At 60.2% G+C, this 14224-nt stretch carries 12 protein-coding genes; 3 read left to right on the top strand and 9 right to left on the bottom strand.

Annotation, left to right across the window (positions count from 1 at the left end):
- The first annotated feature begins 48 nt into the window (after positions 1-48).
- Together dapA and bamC are read left to right on the top strand one after the other, a co-directional pair.
- Positions 49-927 carry a 4-hydroxy-tetrahydrodipicolinate synthase gene (dapA, locus tag H4V96_RS15960; protein ID WP_010400512.1) on the top strand — a complete coding sequence of 293 codons (879 nt, stop codon included), beginning with the start codon at positions 49-51 and terminating at the stop codon, positions 925-927.
- Between the two features lie 81 nt (positions 928-1008).
- On the top strand, positions 1009-2202 hold the full coding sequence (bamC, locus tag H4V96_RS15955) for an outer membrane protein assembly factor BamC (protein ID WP_010400510.1): 1194 nt from the start codon (positions 1009-1011) through the stop codon (positions 2200-2202).
- A gap of 171 nt (positions 2203-2373) precedes the next feature.
- Here bamC and H4V96_RS15950 read toward each other — a convergent pair whose 3' ends face one another.
- Entirely contained in the window at positions 2374-2628 is a 255-nt protein-coding gene (locus H4V96_RS15950; protein WP_043462404.1) for a hypothetical protein, read from the bottom strand.
- A 353-nt stretch (positions 2629-2981) separates the two neighbouring features.
- On the bottom strand, positions 2982-4103 hold the full coding sequence (locus tag H4V96_RS15945) for a cupin domain-containing protein (protein WP_280721050.1): 1122 nt from the start codon (positions 4101-4103) through the stop codon (positions 2982-2984).
- Positions 4104-4196: 93 nt separating this feature from the next.
- Here H4V96_RS15945 and H4V96_RS15940 point away from each other — a divergent pair, with 93 nt between their 5' ends.
- Positions 4197-4748, top strand: coding sequence for a peptidylprolyl isomerase (locus tag H4V96_RS15940; protein ID WP_196854806.1), 552 nt, complete (start codon positions 4197-4199; stop codon positions 4746-4748).
- Between the two features lie 403 nt (positions 4749-5151).
- Here H4V96_RS15940 and H4V96_RS15935 read toward each other — a convergent pair whose 3' ends face one another.
- The 7 genes from H4V96_RS15935 to H4V96_RS15905 all read right to left on the bottom strand — a co-directional run bounded on the left by H4V96_RS15935 (position 5152) and on the right by H4V96_RS15905 (position 14201).
- Positions 5152-6210 (bottom strand): hypothetical protein, encoded by a 1059-nt coding sequence (locus H4V96_RS15935; RefSeq protein ID WP_196854807.1) that lies wholly within the window; start codon positions 6208-6210, stop codon positions 5152-5154.
- Entirely contained in the window at positions 6207-8906 is a 2700-nt protein-coding gene (gene mutS / locus H4V96_RS15930) for a DNA mismatch repair protein MutS (protein ID WP_196854808.1), read from the bottom strand. Before mutS ends, H4V96_RS15935 begins: the two co-directional genes overlap by 4 nt.
- A 429-nt stretch (positions 8907-9335) precedes the next feature.
- Complete coding sequence (locus H4V96_RS15925) at positions 9336-9875, bottom strand: hypothetical protein (protein WP_280721049.1); 540 nt, start codon at positions 9873-9875, stop codon at positions 9336-9338.
- Positions 9876-9892: 17 nt separating this feature from the next.
- Positions 9893-12130 carry a serine/threonine-protein kinase gene (locus H4V96_RS15920; RefSeq protein ID WP_196854810.1) on the bottom strand — a complete coding sequence of 746 codons (2238 nt, stop codon included), beginning with the start codon at positions 12128-12130 and terminating at the stop codon, positions 9893-9895.
- Positions 12131-12330: 200 nt separating this feature from the next.
- Positions 12331-13653 (bottom strand): aspartate aminotransferase family protein, encoded by a 1323-nt coding sequence (locus H4V96_RS15915; protein ID WP_196854811.1) that lies wholly within the window; start codon positions 13651-13653, stop codon positions 12331-12333.
- 56 nt (positions 13654-13709) lie between these two features.
- Positions 13710-13844 (bottom strand): hypothetical protein, encoded by a 135-nt coding sequence (locus H4V96_RS15910; protein WP_280721048.1) that lies wholly within the window; start codon positions 13842-13844, stop codon positions 13710-13712.
- A 45-nt stretch (positions 13845-13889) separates the two neighbouring features.
- A complete protein-coding gene (locus H4V96_RS15905; protein WP_280721047.1) occupies positions 13890-14201 on the bottom strand; it encodes a hypothetical protein in 312 nt (103 codons plus the stop codon).
- Positions 14202-14224 lie beyond the last annotated feature (23 nt).

Below are 14224 nucleotides of genomic sequence, written 5' to 3'. Positions count from 1 at the left end.
GCTATCCGCTACAATCGTTGTTTTATTTATCGGCGCTATAAACTTACTATGATCAAGGGCAGCATTGTAGCAATCGTCACCCCGATGCACGCAGACGGCAGTCTGGACTTTCCAGGTCTGCGCAAGCTGATCGACTGGCATATCGCCGAGGGTACGGACGGCATCGTCATCGTTGGCACGACGGGCGAATCGGCAACAGTCAGCGTGGAAGAGCACTGCGAACTGATACGCTTGACCGTCGAACATGCCAAGGGACGCATTCCTATCATCGCCGGCGCCGGTGGCAACTCCACGGCCGAGGCCATCAAATTGACGCGCTACGCGAAAGAAGCGGGCGCCGATGCTGTCTTGCAAGTGGTGCCGTACTACAACCGTCCTACCCAGGAAGGCATGTACCAGCACTTCAAGGCCATCGCCGAAGCCGTCGACATTCCCGTCATCCTGTACAACGTGCCTGGCCGCACGGTTGCCGACATGAGCAATGACACCATCGTGCGCCTGTCCGCCATCGCCAATATCGTCGGCGTGAAAGATGCAACCGGCAACATCGGCCGTGGTATCGACTTGCTGCGCCTCGTGCCGGCCGACTTCGCCGTGTACTCGGGCGATGATCCGACGGCCATGGCGCTGATGTTCTGCGGCGGCCACGGCAACATCTCGGTGACGGCCAACGTGGCGCCGCGCGCCATGCACGAACTGTGCGTTGCAGCCATGGCGGGCGAGCGCGCCACGGCGATCGCCATCAATAACAAAGTTTTTCCTCTGCACCAGAAATTGTTTGTCGAGCCCAACCCGGTGCCCGTCAAATGGGCGCTGGCCGAAATGGGCCTGATGCCGGCTGGCTTGCGCTTGCCACTGGTGCCACTGGCTGAAAATTGCCATGCTACCGTACGCGATGCCTTGCGCGACGCCGGTCTCCTGTCTTAAGGCCGAACCTCAAGCCCGGACTCGACCAGTCCGGACCTTCCCTGATTCCAGCTGCTACTTAGCTTCTTATCCAGTTACGACATGACTAATTGCAAGAAAAACCAATCGGCGCCTGCCACCATCGCCATCCGTGGCATCGTCATCGGCACCATCGCAGCCAGCCTCGCCGGCTGCGGCATGATCAGTTCGGTAGTCGGCGGCGACAAGGTCGATTACAAATCGGTCAAGAAAGCCAGCACCCTGGACGTGCCGCCTGACTTGACGCAATTGCAGCAGGACAACCGCTACTCCTTGCCGGACGCGAAAAACGGCGTGGCGACGGCTTCCGGTTACAACGCGCAGCGCAACGCCGCGGCAGGTACGCCTGTCGTTGTGGGCGCCGACGGCGTGGTGGGCGTCGTGCCTGTCACGGCCGGTGGCGTGAAGGTCGAGCGCGCAGGCAACCAGCGCTGGCTGGTCGTCAAGCAGTCGCCTGAAGTGCTGTGGCCGCAACTGAAGCAGTTCTGGGAAGATTCCGGCTTCAGCGTCGCCATCGACCAGCCGACGGCTGGCATCATGGAAACCGAGTGGAATGAAAACCGTGCCAAGGTGCCGCAGGACATTATCCGCAGCACGATAGGCAAGGCTTTCGATGCGCTGTACTCGACGGGTGAAAAAGACAAGTTCCGTACCCGCGTGGAGCGCCTGGCCGACGGCTCGACCGAGATCTACATCAGCCACCGTGGCGTCGAAGAGGTTGTCACCGGCCGCGACAAGGAAAGCACCACCTGGACCGCGCGTGCCAACGATCCTGGCCTGGAAGCGCAATTCCTGGCCAAGCTGATGACGCGCCTGGGCGCGGCCAGCGACGATGCGCAAGCGAAGACGGCCGTCGATGCCGCCATCGTGCAGCCGCAGCACGCCAAGCTGGTGGGTGACGCCGCCACACCGGCGCGCGCCATCGAAGTCGATGAAGGTTTCGACCGCGCCTGGCGCCGTGTCGGCCTGGCACTGGACCGCGTTGGCTTTACCGTGGAAGACCGCGACCGCACGCAAGGCACGTATTTCGTGCGTTATGTCGATCCGGACGCGGTCAAGAAAGATGGTTTCTTCTCGAAACTGTTCAGCTGGGGTTCGTCATCGGACAAGGATAAGGAAGCGCAGCGCTACCGCGTCCTGGTCAAGGCCGGTAACGGTTCGACCAGTTTGGTCAGCATCTTCAGCAATGAAGGTAAGCCTGACGTTTCGCCAGTGGCAGAAAAGATCCTGGGCTTGCTGAACGAGCAGTTGAAATAAGTGCTGCGACAGCGGCAGGTTTGAAAAACTTGCCGCGTATTAAGAAGGCTGGCCCGGGAAACCGCGCCAGCCTTTTTTGATGCTGACTGCCGCAGTTTTATCTTGTGGATAAAACTGCGGACGCAAAAAAGCCGGCCCGAAGGCCGGCTTTCTTTAGTGCAGGGTGCTAAATTACTTAGCAGCCGATGCAGCAGCCGAAGCAGCCGAAGCAGCGTCGGTAGCGGCCGAAGCGGCAGCCGAAGCAGCAGCAGCAGCGTCGGTAGCGGCCGAAGCAGCAGCGTCAGCAGCAGCGGCTGGAGCAGCTTCAACTACTGGTGCTGGTGCTGGGGTTTCAACTACTGGTGCTGGTGCAGGAGCTTCTTCTTTTTTGCTGCAAGCAGCCAGAGCAACAACCATCAGGGAGGCGATCAGCAGGGATTTTTTCATTTGTTTTCCTTAATTATTTCAAAAATTAAATCAATATTGTTGCGATGAATAATTACCGGTAATTATCGCTCGTTAGGTCGTCTTCGAAGGCTTTTCGTACCAGGTGGTGCCTGCCAGACAACGGAAACTTCCTAACCGAATATTATAGCGATTTTTGGTGCGTCGCAATAGGAGCAAGAGGCAAATTCGCAACTATTTTGTGATATCGCAATATTTGCCGAAGCAAATTGCAAGCAAGTGTAAGCGATTTGCGCAAGCACGACAAAACGATATAAAAATAATATTTTTCATTGCGCTAGCGCAGATGTTGCCATTTCATCTGTCGCCATACCACTTTGCTGCGTCACGATCATTCAGGTCAGTTCGATCCAGCCATCCTGATACCAGGTATACAAGGCATCCATCACGTCATCGGAAGCCTGTGCCACGGCGGCGCCATCGAGCGCGCGTTCGTTGGCCAGGGTTTCCAGGGCTGTTTTATCAGCCTTGCCAATGGCAAACGATTCGCCATTGATGAAGACATTCTTGCCACGATACAGCATCAGCGTCTTGCGCGACAACACGACACCCTTTTTCTGTGCGGCATCCGCGAAGCGGCCCACCGTCAGCGGCTTGGACAGCGGCGTGAAAAACACATTGTGCTTCGGTTCCGACAGGTGTTCACCGAGGAAAATGGTCACGTCTTCTTCCGTGAAGCGCACCTTGTTGATTTCTTCCGTGATGGTGCTGAGCATTTCACGCGGGATTTCCGCTGGCTTGCCCGATGCTTTCAAGTCGGGATCGCTGTAAATGCCCGGCAAGTCGATCGAGTCGGCCATGAATTGCAGGAACGCTTCGCCCAGTTCCTGGAACGTGGGCGAGCGGAAGCCGATCGAATACGTTTGGCAGTCGCCGATGGCCACGCCGTCGTGCGCGTAGTGGGGTGGCAAATACAGCATGTCACCCGGTTCCAGCGTGAATTCTTCGTCGGGCGTGAAGTTGCTGAGGATTTTCAGCGGCAAACCGTCGATCAGGCTCAGGTCTTTTTGCGCGCCGATGCGCCAGTGGCGCTTGCCTTGGCCTTGCAGCAGGAACACGTCGTAGGAATCGAAATGCGGGCCTACGCCGCCGCCATCGGTGGCGAAGCTGACCATCAGATCGTCCAGGCGCGCATCTGGCAGGAAGCGGAACTGGCGCAGCAGGGCGTCGGCCTTGGCACTGTGCAGGTTGGCGCCCTGCACCAGCAGGGTCCATTCCTTCTGTTTCAGCGAAGGCAGGCTGGTCAACGGACCTTGCTGCATATTCCAGTGGCCGTCCGCATGGCTGACCAGGCGCGATTCGACGTGATCGAGGGTGGCCAGTTCGGCCAGGGCCTTGAAATCGAACAGCGCCTTGAAGCCAGGCACGGCTTGACGGATCAATAAGGGTTTTTTATGCCAGTAGTCGCGCAGGAATTGCGCCGGCGTGATGTCGCCGAGGAGAGTTAATTTTTTCATGCGCCCATTATAACAACCGGAAATGCAGGAATGCGCCTGCCGTGGGCGGCGTGAAGGTATAATTTGTCAGCTTATACAATGAAAGGAAGCATAATGAAGATTGCCAAAAATACGGTCGTGACTGTCAACTACAAACTGTCAGACGCGCAAGACAATCTGATCGAAGATGGCCGTCAGCCTATGGTCTACCTGCATGGTGATTATGAAAACACCCTGCCGAAGATCGAAGAAGAACTCGATGGCAAGGAAGTTGGCTACGCCAACACGATCCAGATCGAACCGGATGATGCTTTCGGTGAATACGACCCAGCCCTGGTGAAGGTCGAGCCGCGCAACCGCCTGCCTGAGCCGCTGGAAGTTGGCATGCAGTTCGAAGGCATGCCGGAAAGCGATTCGCCGGACGAAGAGGCGATGATCTTCACGGTCACCGATATCGCCGACGACAAGGTTGTGCTGGACGGTAACCATCCACTGGCCGGTATCGCGCTGCGCTTCTCGCTGACCGTCGCTGACGTGCGCGCAGCCACCGACGAAGAAATCGCCCATGGCCACGTGCATGGCGCACACGGCCATGACCATGGCGATGAAGATGATGAAGGCGAAGGCGACGAAGGCGATCACTTCCGCACTCACCCCATCCACTAATATGAAGACGCCTGACTAAACCTACTGCGCGCAGCGGGACGCGGCCGGCGATGCTCACCGTACTAGAGTACGGTTGCGCTTCTCGGCCACGCCGCGCAGCTGCTCGCTACGGTTTTGTCAGGCGTCGTGACGTTTGTTGGTCGTGACGCCTGTTGTTCGATAAATAAAGGCTGGCCTTGCGCCTAATGCCGTTCAGTTAGTGTGTTAGTGATGCTATTTTTAGCCCAAGAACCAGGACAGGAGTCGGACCCGGCGGGGGAATGTGCTTCAATGGAGCACATTCCGATCACGGAGTGACCGACCCCAGCTCTTTGCCTCTGGGGTTAGCGAATTTACTGGCGCTCATCAATCACGCCAAAATCCTTAACTGAACGGCGCTATGGCCTTGCGCCAGCCTTTATGTTTACCTGCGTACAGTAGACGCCTTGACGCGCGCTTGCCTTGATGGCCGCGTGGCCCGTTGACGTACCTCAAAGAATGGCGTCTTGCCGGGCCGTACGGCGATGGCGGACCAGTCGTTGTCGATACTGACGTGGCCCAGGTTGCCTTTCCAGTTGATAGTCGGCCCGCCGGCCCTGGCGGCAGCCTTTCCAATCTTGCCGTCCTTGCCGTCCTTGCCGTTCGCCTCGCCTGCGCGCTGCGTATCGACCAGCAAAACCTTGCCGCCAAATTTCTTCGCCAGGGTGCGGACTTGCTTGCGCGGTCCGGCAAAGCCATCCTGCTTCGCGCTGAAGCTGGGCAGCAGCGAATTATCGTCTTCGTCCAGCACGCCCACGTCGCCATCGGAAAACAGCACGATGCCGTCGAGTTTCTTGCGCTGCGCCATGGCGAACAGGCGCTGCAGCCAAGAGCGGTTGGCGACCAGTCGGTCTTCGAATTCGCTGTTGCGTCCCGCTTCTGGCAAGAAATGGTTGTTATTCGCGGGCAGGTTGACGGTGGCAAACAGCACGCCGCCGTATTCCCAGTGGGCGTTTTCCGCATAGCTGCGAAACTTCGCCGTCGAGGACAGCCGCGACAGGGTCAGTTTGTGCTGGCCCAGGCTTTGGTCGTCGGCAAAATAGACGTCGCGCAAGCGGTTCAGGCGTTCGATGGCGTTGACCCTGCCGCGCGAATTGCGGCAGTTGGCCCAGTCGCTGGCCGATAGCGAGACGATCAGCGGCGGGCCGCTGGCGTCCAGCACATCCTTGCGCTGGCTGTACAGCTTGTCGCTGCAGGACTCGCTGGCGGCCTTGATGCCGGTGGCCACCACGAAGGAGGCATTGAAGGCGCTGGTGTCGGCGATGGCTTTTTTCAGGGGGCCATCGTCCGGCCCCGCGTTGAAGGAGTGGCCCAGCACGGCAAACTCGAAGCCTGCCTGCCCGCCCGGGGCGGCCAGCGCCGCTTGCCAGGGCAGGCTGGCGACCAGCAGGCCGGCAGCGAGCAGGCACAGGCGTAGGCTGGCCATGCTGCGCCGCATGGTCATGCGGCAGCCAGCCGTTTCAACTGGTACAACTGTTCCAGCGCGTCGCGCGGCGTGAGCGCATCGGGATCGAGGTCGGTGATCGCGTCGAGCAAGGCTTGCTGCGCCGCATTCAGCACGGCCAGCGGTGCCGCTTCCTCTTCTTCCTCTTGCGCATATGGATCGGCGGAGGGCAGCGAGAACAGGTCGCGCTGCGGCGTGGCGTCGAGCGCCTGCGCTTCCAGGCGCGCCAGGTGCTTGCGCGCCGCCTTGATCACCGGCTGCGGCACGCCAGCCAGCTGCGCCACCTGCAAGCCATAGCTTTGCGAGGCGGGGCCTGCTTGCACGGCGTGCAGGAAGACGATGCTGTCCTTGTGTTCGACGGCCGACAAATGCACGTTGGCGGCGCTCGGGTGGCTGTCCGGCAATTGCGTCAGCTCAAAGTAGTGCGTGGCAAACAAGGTGAAGCTGCGGCTGGTATCGATCAGATGGCGCGCGATGGCCCAGGCCAGGGCCAGGCCGTCGAAGGTCGAGGTGCCACGGCCCACTTCATCCATCAGCACCAGCGAGTGCTCGGTGGCGCCGTTCAAAATAGCGGCCGATTCCGTCATTTCCACCATGAAGGTCGAGCGTCCGCCCGCCAGGTCGTCGGTGGCGCCGATGCGCGTGAAGATGCGGTCGATGGGGCCGATGGTGGCGGACGCGGCCGGCACGTAGCTGCCCACATAAGCGAGCAGGGTAATCAAGGCTACCTGGCGCATGAAGGTCGATTTACCGCCCATGTTCGGGCCGGTAATCAGCAGCAAACGGCGTTCGTTGACGAAGCGGCAATCGTTGGCGATGAAGCGTTCGATCTGCTTTTCCACCACCGGGTGGCGGCCTTCGACGATGTTGATGCACGGCTCGTCGACCAGTTGCGGCGCGGCCCAGTTGTGCTGCTGCGCGTGTTCCGTCAGCGCGTTCAGGGTGTCGAGCTGGGCCAGGCCCTGCGAAATGGTCTGCAAGGTGCCGATATGCGGCGCCAGTTCGGCCAGCAGCAGGTCGTACAGCAGTTTTTCGCGCACCAGGGCCTTGTCTTGCGCCGACAGGGCCTTGTCTTCGAACACTTTCAGTTCGGGCGTGATGTAGCGTTCGGCGTTTTTCAGGGTCTGGCGGCGGCGGTAGTCGTCCGGCACCTTGTCCGTCTGGCCGTGCGTGACTTCGATGTAGAAGCCGTGCACCTTGTTGTATTCGACGCGCAGATTGGCGATGCCCGTGCGGGCGCGTTCGCGCGTTTCCAGGTCGAGCAGGAACTGGCCCGCGTTTTCCGACAGCGCGCGCAACTCGTCCAGTTCGGCGTCAAAACCGGTGGCAAACACGCCGCCGTCGCGCACCATGGCAGCCGGTTCCTGCGCCACGGCGCGCACCAGCAAATCCAGGCAGGCGGTCGGTGTCGCCAGCGCCGCGTGGATGGCGGCCAGCAAACCGGTTTCGCCGCCCTGGCCGCATTGGTCACCCCTATAACAGCGCACGACTTGTTCGCGCAGAGCCGGCAGTTGCAATAAACCGTCGCGCAGGGCGGCCAGGTCGCGCGGACGCGCCGACAGCAGGGCGATGCGCGTGGTGATGCGTTCGATATCGGGCACTTGCGCCAGGGTGGCGGCCAATGGCCCCGCCGCTTCGCTTTGCGCCAGCGCGGCGATCGCTTCATGGCGCGCGCGCGCCACGTTCTGGTCGCGCCGCGCATGGTGCAGCCAGTGGCGCAGCATGCGCGAACCCATGGCGGTGCGGCAATGATCGAGCAGCGAGAACAGCGTAGGCGATTCCTGGCCGCGGATGGTTTCCGTCAGCTCCAGGTTGCGCCGCGTGGCCGCGTCCAGGCCGATGAATTCGCTTTCCGTTTCCGTCGTCAGGGAGCGCACGTGCTGCAAGCCGCGTCCCTGCGTCGACTGTGCATAGCGCAGCAGCGCGCCAGCCGCACCAAACGCGGCGCCGAGGCCATCGGCGCCAAAGCCGGTGAGTGTCGCCACGCCCAATTGATCGAGCAAGGCCTTGTGGCCACCGACTACATCGAAATGCCAGTCCGGCACGCGGTTGATGTGCGTGCCCGCATAATCGTCGAACAGGCTGCCATTGTCGCCGCTCAAGATTTCGGCCGGCACGATGCGCTCCAGTTCTTGCTGCAATCGCGCGGCCACTGTGCCGCTGTCGCCGGAAAACTCCATCAGCTTCAAAGCGCCGCTGGCCAGCGACAGCCAGGCCAGGCCCGTGGTGACCGTCTTGCGCTGCGTGATGCTGCACATGGCCAGCAGCGGACGCTCGGCCTTCTCTGGCAGCAAGTCCGCATCCGTCAGGGTGCCGGGCGTGACCACGCGCATGACCTTGCGTTCGACGGGACCCTTGCTAGTGGCCGGGTCGCCAATCTGTTCGCAAATGGCCACCGACTCGCCCAGCTTGACCAGCTTGGCCAGGTAGCCATCGAGCGAATGAAACGGCACGCCGCACATCTTGATCGGATTGCCACTGGCCACGCCGCGCGCCGTCAGGGTAATGCCCAGCAGGCGCGAGGCTTTTTCCGCATCCTCGAAAAACAGCTCGTAGAAATCGCCCATGCGGTAGAACACCAGCATCGTCGGGTGATTTTCCTTAATGCCCAGATATTGCTGCATCATGGGGGTAAGCTTTTCAGCGGAATTCTTCTTTGCCGCGGCGGCGTTGATTTCTTTTGGGACGGTGGTCATGTGTTCTTTGTCGTTGGTCCGGCGGCAGGAAAGGCATGCCTGCCGGGCTATGGGGGGTGCTATGTGCGCTCAAGGCTGCGCTGCTAGGCGATGCTTGAGTCCAAGGCCGTCATTTTACCGCTTTCGGCAGGCGGGGCGGGTATTGCGTGCGGATGTGAAAAAGCCGCGCCGGTGGAGGTTGGCGCGGCCTGAGTGTCGCAGCGTCAGGCGATGGCGATTAGATGGCTATGGATCTGCCGATGGACTTTTCAGGCAGCAGTCTGTCAGAAACTTCTTCGATTTCGTTACAGCTTAATTATTGCTTAGCTGCCATCTCACGATGATGGCTTGCGAAATTGAAAGCCGAATTATTCATAAGGTAACTTTTGCTGCATGCCACGAGTTAAGCCGCCTCCTGCGTTTCCCGCATCACATCCTGCACAATTGGCCTTAGCCCCAATCGGAGTCTCCACCAACGGAAGCTTCTGGATCGAACGAGAATACCCGTAGCTCTGGCAGTGCCTGTTCGCCACGCAGGATACGCACGGTCAGCACGAACGATAGTTCCCAGCGCCCTTTCGTATGCCCGACGTCTAGCGTGTGCTTCCATTCTTGGCGAATGCGGCGTAAGTCTGGCAGTTTGGGATCTTCTGGCAGCAGGTGGGACTCAAAGTCCAGTTGTACTGGATAAGTGGCGCCGACTGCTTGCAGGAAGGGGGACGGCTGCGAGTAGCGGGTTGGCACATTCGGACCGATTTGGGTCAGCTGAGGCACGCTGATGAGACAGCAGTCGACGATCTGGAACGAGGTAAAACCACTCTTTTTTGAGCCGCAGCAGTTGACTTCAAGGTAGACATGCTGGCCTTGATGGAAGTGCACGCCTCCCATGTATTCGCCGTGACGAGGGTCTGCGCTGCCGTCGCACGAAGTAAAGGCATAATCAAGTTGGCTGGTGGTTTGATCCGCATCAAAATGGACAGATAACTTCATCCAGGGTTCTTCGTATGTCATTTTTTCTTTGCTCTTTCTATATTGATAAGTAACTGTTGATAGCGAGCATCTCGCCTTAGTGCCAACAGATCGGGGGACGATTCGATCAGGTTGAGAGGGTAGCCGCGCTTGAGAGCTTGTGCCAATGCAGCAAGTGCCTCGTCGCGTGAGCTTATCAGTTCATATGTGAGTGCTGCCCTGAAGTGAACGTCTGGCAAGTCTGCCAGTGACACGGCTTGCTTCACGTGCGTTAGTGCCTCCTGTTTTGCTCCAACATAGGCAGAGTACAGAGCCATGCGTGAATTGAAGGATGCATCGTTTGGCAGTCGTAGCAGTAAGGGTTTGAGCAAATTAATTGCCCTTCTGTACGAATCGACGGAAGAGTCATTTTGAGCCGGTACCCATCGTTGCGCATCTGCCAAGTTGGCCCATAAGATATAGTTTCCTGGATTACCTTTTTTCTCTGATACGGCATTTTCAAATGCCTGTACTGCACCCAGGTAGTCGCCTTTGTTAAACAAAGTATTTCCCAAATTAGTGTAGAGCTCCCAGTTCGGGCGCATTTGCAGTCCTTGTTGTAGAACTTGCAATGCTTCATCAATGCGATTCTGGCGTACCAGCACAGCGTTTAGCTGCGCGTACGCGCTGGTTGATTGCGGGTCTATTGATATGCTTTTCCGAAATAATTTTTCAGCACTGTCATAATCGCCAAGTTTGTAATGCATAGTTCCCAGTAAGGATGTGAAAAGACGTTCCTGTGGAAATTTCTCAATGGCTTTTTCCAGTAAGTCTTTGGCCATGTCAAACTTTTGCGCATGCATAAGCAGGCGTGCTTTGCCATAGAGACCCAGCAGATTATGGGGATCCAGGTTGAGCGCGGCGTTGGCCTCTCCCATTGCTTCCGAACGCTTACCTCTGAATTCCAAAACCCAGGCCTGTGCTACCCGCGAAAGGGCTACTTGGTTGTCCGCAGTTAATGCTTGTTCTGCAGTGACAGCGGCACGTTGCAACCACGTTTCATCGCGACCGTTGCTGATATACCGTAAACTGTAGGCAAGTGACAGTCCTGCATTTGCCACTGCGCTCGTCGGATTATGCTTGAGCACCGTACTAAAATGCTCGATGGCCTGCGCCTGGCTCGTATCGCGATCAAACACCCGCAACGCTTCCATCCCCGCCGCCATACTGGCCATTTCCGAATATGGCGCAGGTGCTTCCTCGCCCGTGACGAACGATTTGACGGCAGGAATAATATTGGGCAGCTGCCATCCTGCCAGCACCGCCAGCAGTGCCAGGCCCGCGCCCCACTGCAGGGTGCGCTTGCGGGGCAGGGACAGGCGGATGGAGACGCTGGCGGGTGGTTCTTCCTTCGCGGGCGTCTCGTCGGTAAGTGGCATGGTCAAGGTCAGCGGTGCGCCGCGCTGCGCGCCTATCGCCTCGCGCACGTCGCGCATGGTGCGTGGCCGTTCGGCCGGGTCGTGCGCCGTCATCGCGCGCACGAGGGCGTTGATGGTGGGCGGCATCGATTCCGGCAGGTCGGGCCACGGTTCCGTCGCCTGCATGTGGGCGGCGGCCAGGGCCAGGCCGTTCAGGTGGGCGAAGTGGCGCTGGCCGGCCAGCATTTCGTACAGCATGGCGCCCAAGGCATACACGTCGCCACGCGTGTCGGGCAGGCGGCCCATCAGGCGCTCGGGCGCCATGTAGGCGATGGTGCCCTGCAAGTCGCACAGGGTGGTCGTTTGCGTGGCTTGCGGGTCGATGTGGCGGGCCAGGCCGAAGTCGAGGATGCGTACCTTGCCATCCGCCTCCAGCATCAGGTTCGATGGTTTCAAGTCGCCGTGCACCAGATCCATGGCGTGCGCCTCGTCCATGGCGTCGGCGATCTGGTAGGCGATGTCGAGTGCGGCCTGCAGGTCCGCCTTGCCGCTGTGCATGAACTGGCCCAGCGTCTGGCCTTCGACCAGTTCCATGACGATGGACTGGCTCGTGCCCTGGCCCTCGATGGCGAAAATGCGCACGAAGGCGGCGTGCTTGAGCGAGGCGGCCAGGCGCGCTTCATTGATGAGTTTTTCCGGATGCAGCACGTCGGCTTGCGGTTTCAGGCGCTTGAGCGCTACGCTACGGCACAGCTTGGCATCCCAGGCTTCGAATACATGGCCGAAACCGCCTTCGCCCAGCAAGCGGCGCACTTCGTAGTGCCCGCTGATCGTGTCGTCTTGCGACGGGGTTTGACGCAGGGAGTCTAGCAGTTCCATATTCCTTGGCTTTGGAGTGCATCACCGCGGGCATCCATCATCGAAAGGGTCAATGCGATGTTTGAATGCCCAAGATGATTGATTTTGAGTAACCTTCTGATTTAAAACTATTGTTTCGCATAAGTCAATTAATATTGGCAAAGATAGAACAAAAGTTGCTTGGCACATCCCTGTGGCGTGCCTGCCGCAGGCCTGTGCGGCTAGCCCACGCAAGCATCGATAGCCCTGCCCAGCTTGTCGACGATTTCATCGACGTGGCGGGCGGCTATGATGTAGGGCGGCGCCAGCAGGATGTGGTCGCCGTGCTGGCCGTCGATGGTGCCGCCCATGGGGTAGCACATCAGTCCACCCTGCATGGCGTGCGCCTTGATGCGCGCGTGCAGACGGCGGGCTGGGTCGAACGGCTGCTTGCTGGCACGCTCTTGCACCAGTTCCAGGCCCAGGAACAGGCCGCGCCCGCGGATGTCGCCCACGTGCGCATGGTCGTCGAAGCGCTGGCGCAAGCGCTCTTGCAGCAAGCCACCCATGGCGCGCACATTGGCCAGCAAATCGCGCTCTTCGATCTGCCGCTGCACGGCCAGGGCAGCGGCGCAGGCCGTGGCGTGGCCGATATAGGTGTGGCCATGCTGGAAAAAGCCCGTGCCGGCGCGGATGGTGTCGCGGATGTCCTTGGATACCATCACGGCGCCGATGGGTTGGTAGCCGGCACCGAGGCCCTTGGCGATGCAGATCAGGTCGGCCGTGATGGCTTCCTGTTCGCAGGCGAACAGGCTGCCCGTGCGGCCCATGCCGCACATGACTTCGTCGAGTATCAAGAGAATGCCGTGGCGCTGGCAAATGTCGCGCATGCGCGCAAAATAGCCGGTGACGGCGGGCAGGGCGCCGGCCGTGGCGCCGACGACGGGTTCGGCGATGAAGGCCATGACGTTCTCCGCGCCCAGTGCGGCGATATTGTCTTCCAGTTCCTGGCCCAGGCGCGCCACGTAGTCAGCATCCGTTTCATCGGCCAGCTGCTCGCGCCAGGCGTAGCAGGGCGATACATGCGTCACGTCGACTAGCAGCGGCTCGAACTGCTGGCGGCGCCAGGCGTTGCCGCCCGCAGCCAGTGCGCCCAGCGTGTTGCCGTGGTAGCTCTGGCGACGCGCGATGATGTGGCGGCGCTGCGGCTGACCCCGTTCGACGAAATACTGGCGCGCCAGCTTGAGCGCGCTTTCCACCGCTTCCGAGCCGCCCGAGACGAAATACGCGCTGTCGATGCGGGCTGGTGCCCGGGCGACGAGGAAATCGGCCAGCTGCTCCATCGGCTCGCTGGTAAAGAATGCGCTGTGCGCGTACGCCATGCTGGCAATCTGCCGCTGCACGGCGGCGATCACGGCTGCATCTGCATGGCCGAGGCAGGAGACGGCCGCGCCGCCGCAGGCATCGAGGTAGCGCTTGCCATCTGCATCGATCAGGTAAGGGCCATCGCCACCCGTGGCGATGGGGTAATTGGCCGTCAGGCTGCGGTGGAAGACATGGCTCATGGCATCGCTTTCTTATCGGCTGGGGAGAGGGCCGCAGAGTGGGCCGCAGAGTGGGCCTATTCTGCGCGCAGGCGTTCGACAAAAATGGTGTTGAGTTCCTGCCAGCGGGCAAAGCGCAGCTGCTGCGCCAGATGCACCTTGGTCAGGTTTATCGGTGCGGCGTGGCGGGCGTGGGGTGTCGCTGTCTGCATGGCCGTGCCTCAGATTAATAGCTTGCGGCGACGGAACAGGATTGGTCAGCACGTCGGTAGCGGCAAGCCCTGCGCCAGCGTCGTCGTGCGCGGACGCAGGCGGGCAAACTGATGCGGCCCTGCCGGCTGGCGGCGCGCTGCCGTGGTCAGCACGCGCAAGGCGATGGGCAGCGGCACGTCGTGGCAGTGCAGGAACAGGGCGGCGGCGGCCGTGCCGGCCATTTTCTGCAAGGCCAGTGCATGCTCGAGCAGCGCCGTCGTGCGCATGTCGAGCCGCACCGGGATATCGGGCTGGAATAATTGTGCATCAAGCTGTCGTGCATCGCGCATGCTGTCCCCGCCGCGTTCGCTAGTCAAGTTGCCAGCATAAAAGTGTCCCG

Source organism: Janthinobacterium sp. CG_23.4 (assembly GCF_029892305.1).
Taxonomy (GTDB): Bacteria; Pseudomonadota; Gammaproteobacteria; order Burkholderiales; family Burkholderiaceae_D; genus Janthinobacterium; species Janthinobacterium lividum_D.
This window is presented reverse-complemented; position numbering and strand designations above follow the sequence as displayed.

What these genes read in the sequence shown, in the direction of transcription:
- dapA (WP_010400512.1), top strand. Translation starts at nt 49, where the DNA reads ATGATCAAGGGCAGCATTGTAGCAATCGTCACCCCGATGCACGCAGAC.
- bamC (WP_010400510.1), top strand. Translation starts at nt 1,009, where the DNA reads ATGACTAATTGCAAGAAAAACCAATCGGCGCCTGCCACCATCGCCATC.
- H4V96_RS15950 (WP_043462404.1), bottom strand. Translation starts at nt 2,628, where the DNA reads ATGAAAAAATCCCTGCTGATCGCCTCCCTGATGGTTGTTGCTCTGGCT.
- H4V96_RS15945 (WP_280721050.1), bottom strand. Translation starts at nt 4,103, where the DNA reads ATGAAAAAATTAACTCTCCTCGGCGACATCACGCCGGCGCAATTCCTG.
- H4V96_RS15940 (WP_196854806.1), top strand. Translation starts at nt 4,197, where the DNA reads ATGAAGATTGCCAAAAATACGGTCGTGACTGTCAACTACAAACTGTCA.
- H4V96_RS15935 (WP_196854807.1), bottom strand. Translation starts at nt 6,210, where the DNA reads ATGACCATGCGGCGCAGCATGGCCAGCCTACGCCTGTGCCTGCTCGCT.
- mutS (WP_196854808.1), bottom strand. Translation starts at nt 8,906, where the DNA reads ATGACCACCGTCCCAAAAGAAATCAACGCCGCCGCGGCAAAGAAGAAT.
- H4V96_RS15925 (WP_280721049.1), bottom strand. Translation starts at nt 9,875, where the DNA reads ATGAAGTTATCTGTCCATTTTGATGCGGATCAAACCACCAGCCAACTT.
- H4V96_RS15920 (WP_196854810.1), bottom strand. Translation starts at nt 12,130, where the DNA reads ATGGAACTGCTAGACTCCCTGCGTCAAACCCCGTCGCAAGACGACACG.
- H4V96_RS15915 (WP_196854811.1), bottom strand. Translation starts at nt 13,653, where the DNA reads ATGAGCCATGTCTTCCACCGCAGCCTGACGGCCAATTACCCCATCGCC.
- H4V96_RS15910 (WP_280721048.1), bottom strand. Translation starts at nt 13,844, where the DNA reads ATGCAGACAGCGACACCCCACGCCCGCCACGCCGCACCGATAAACCTG.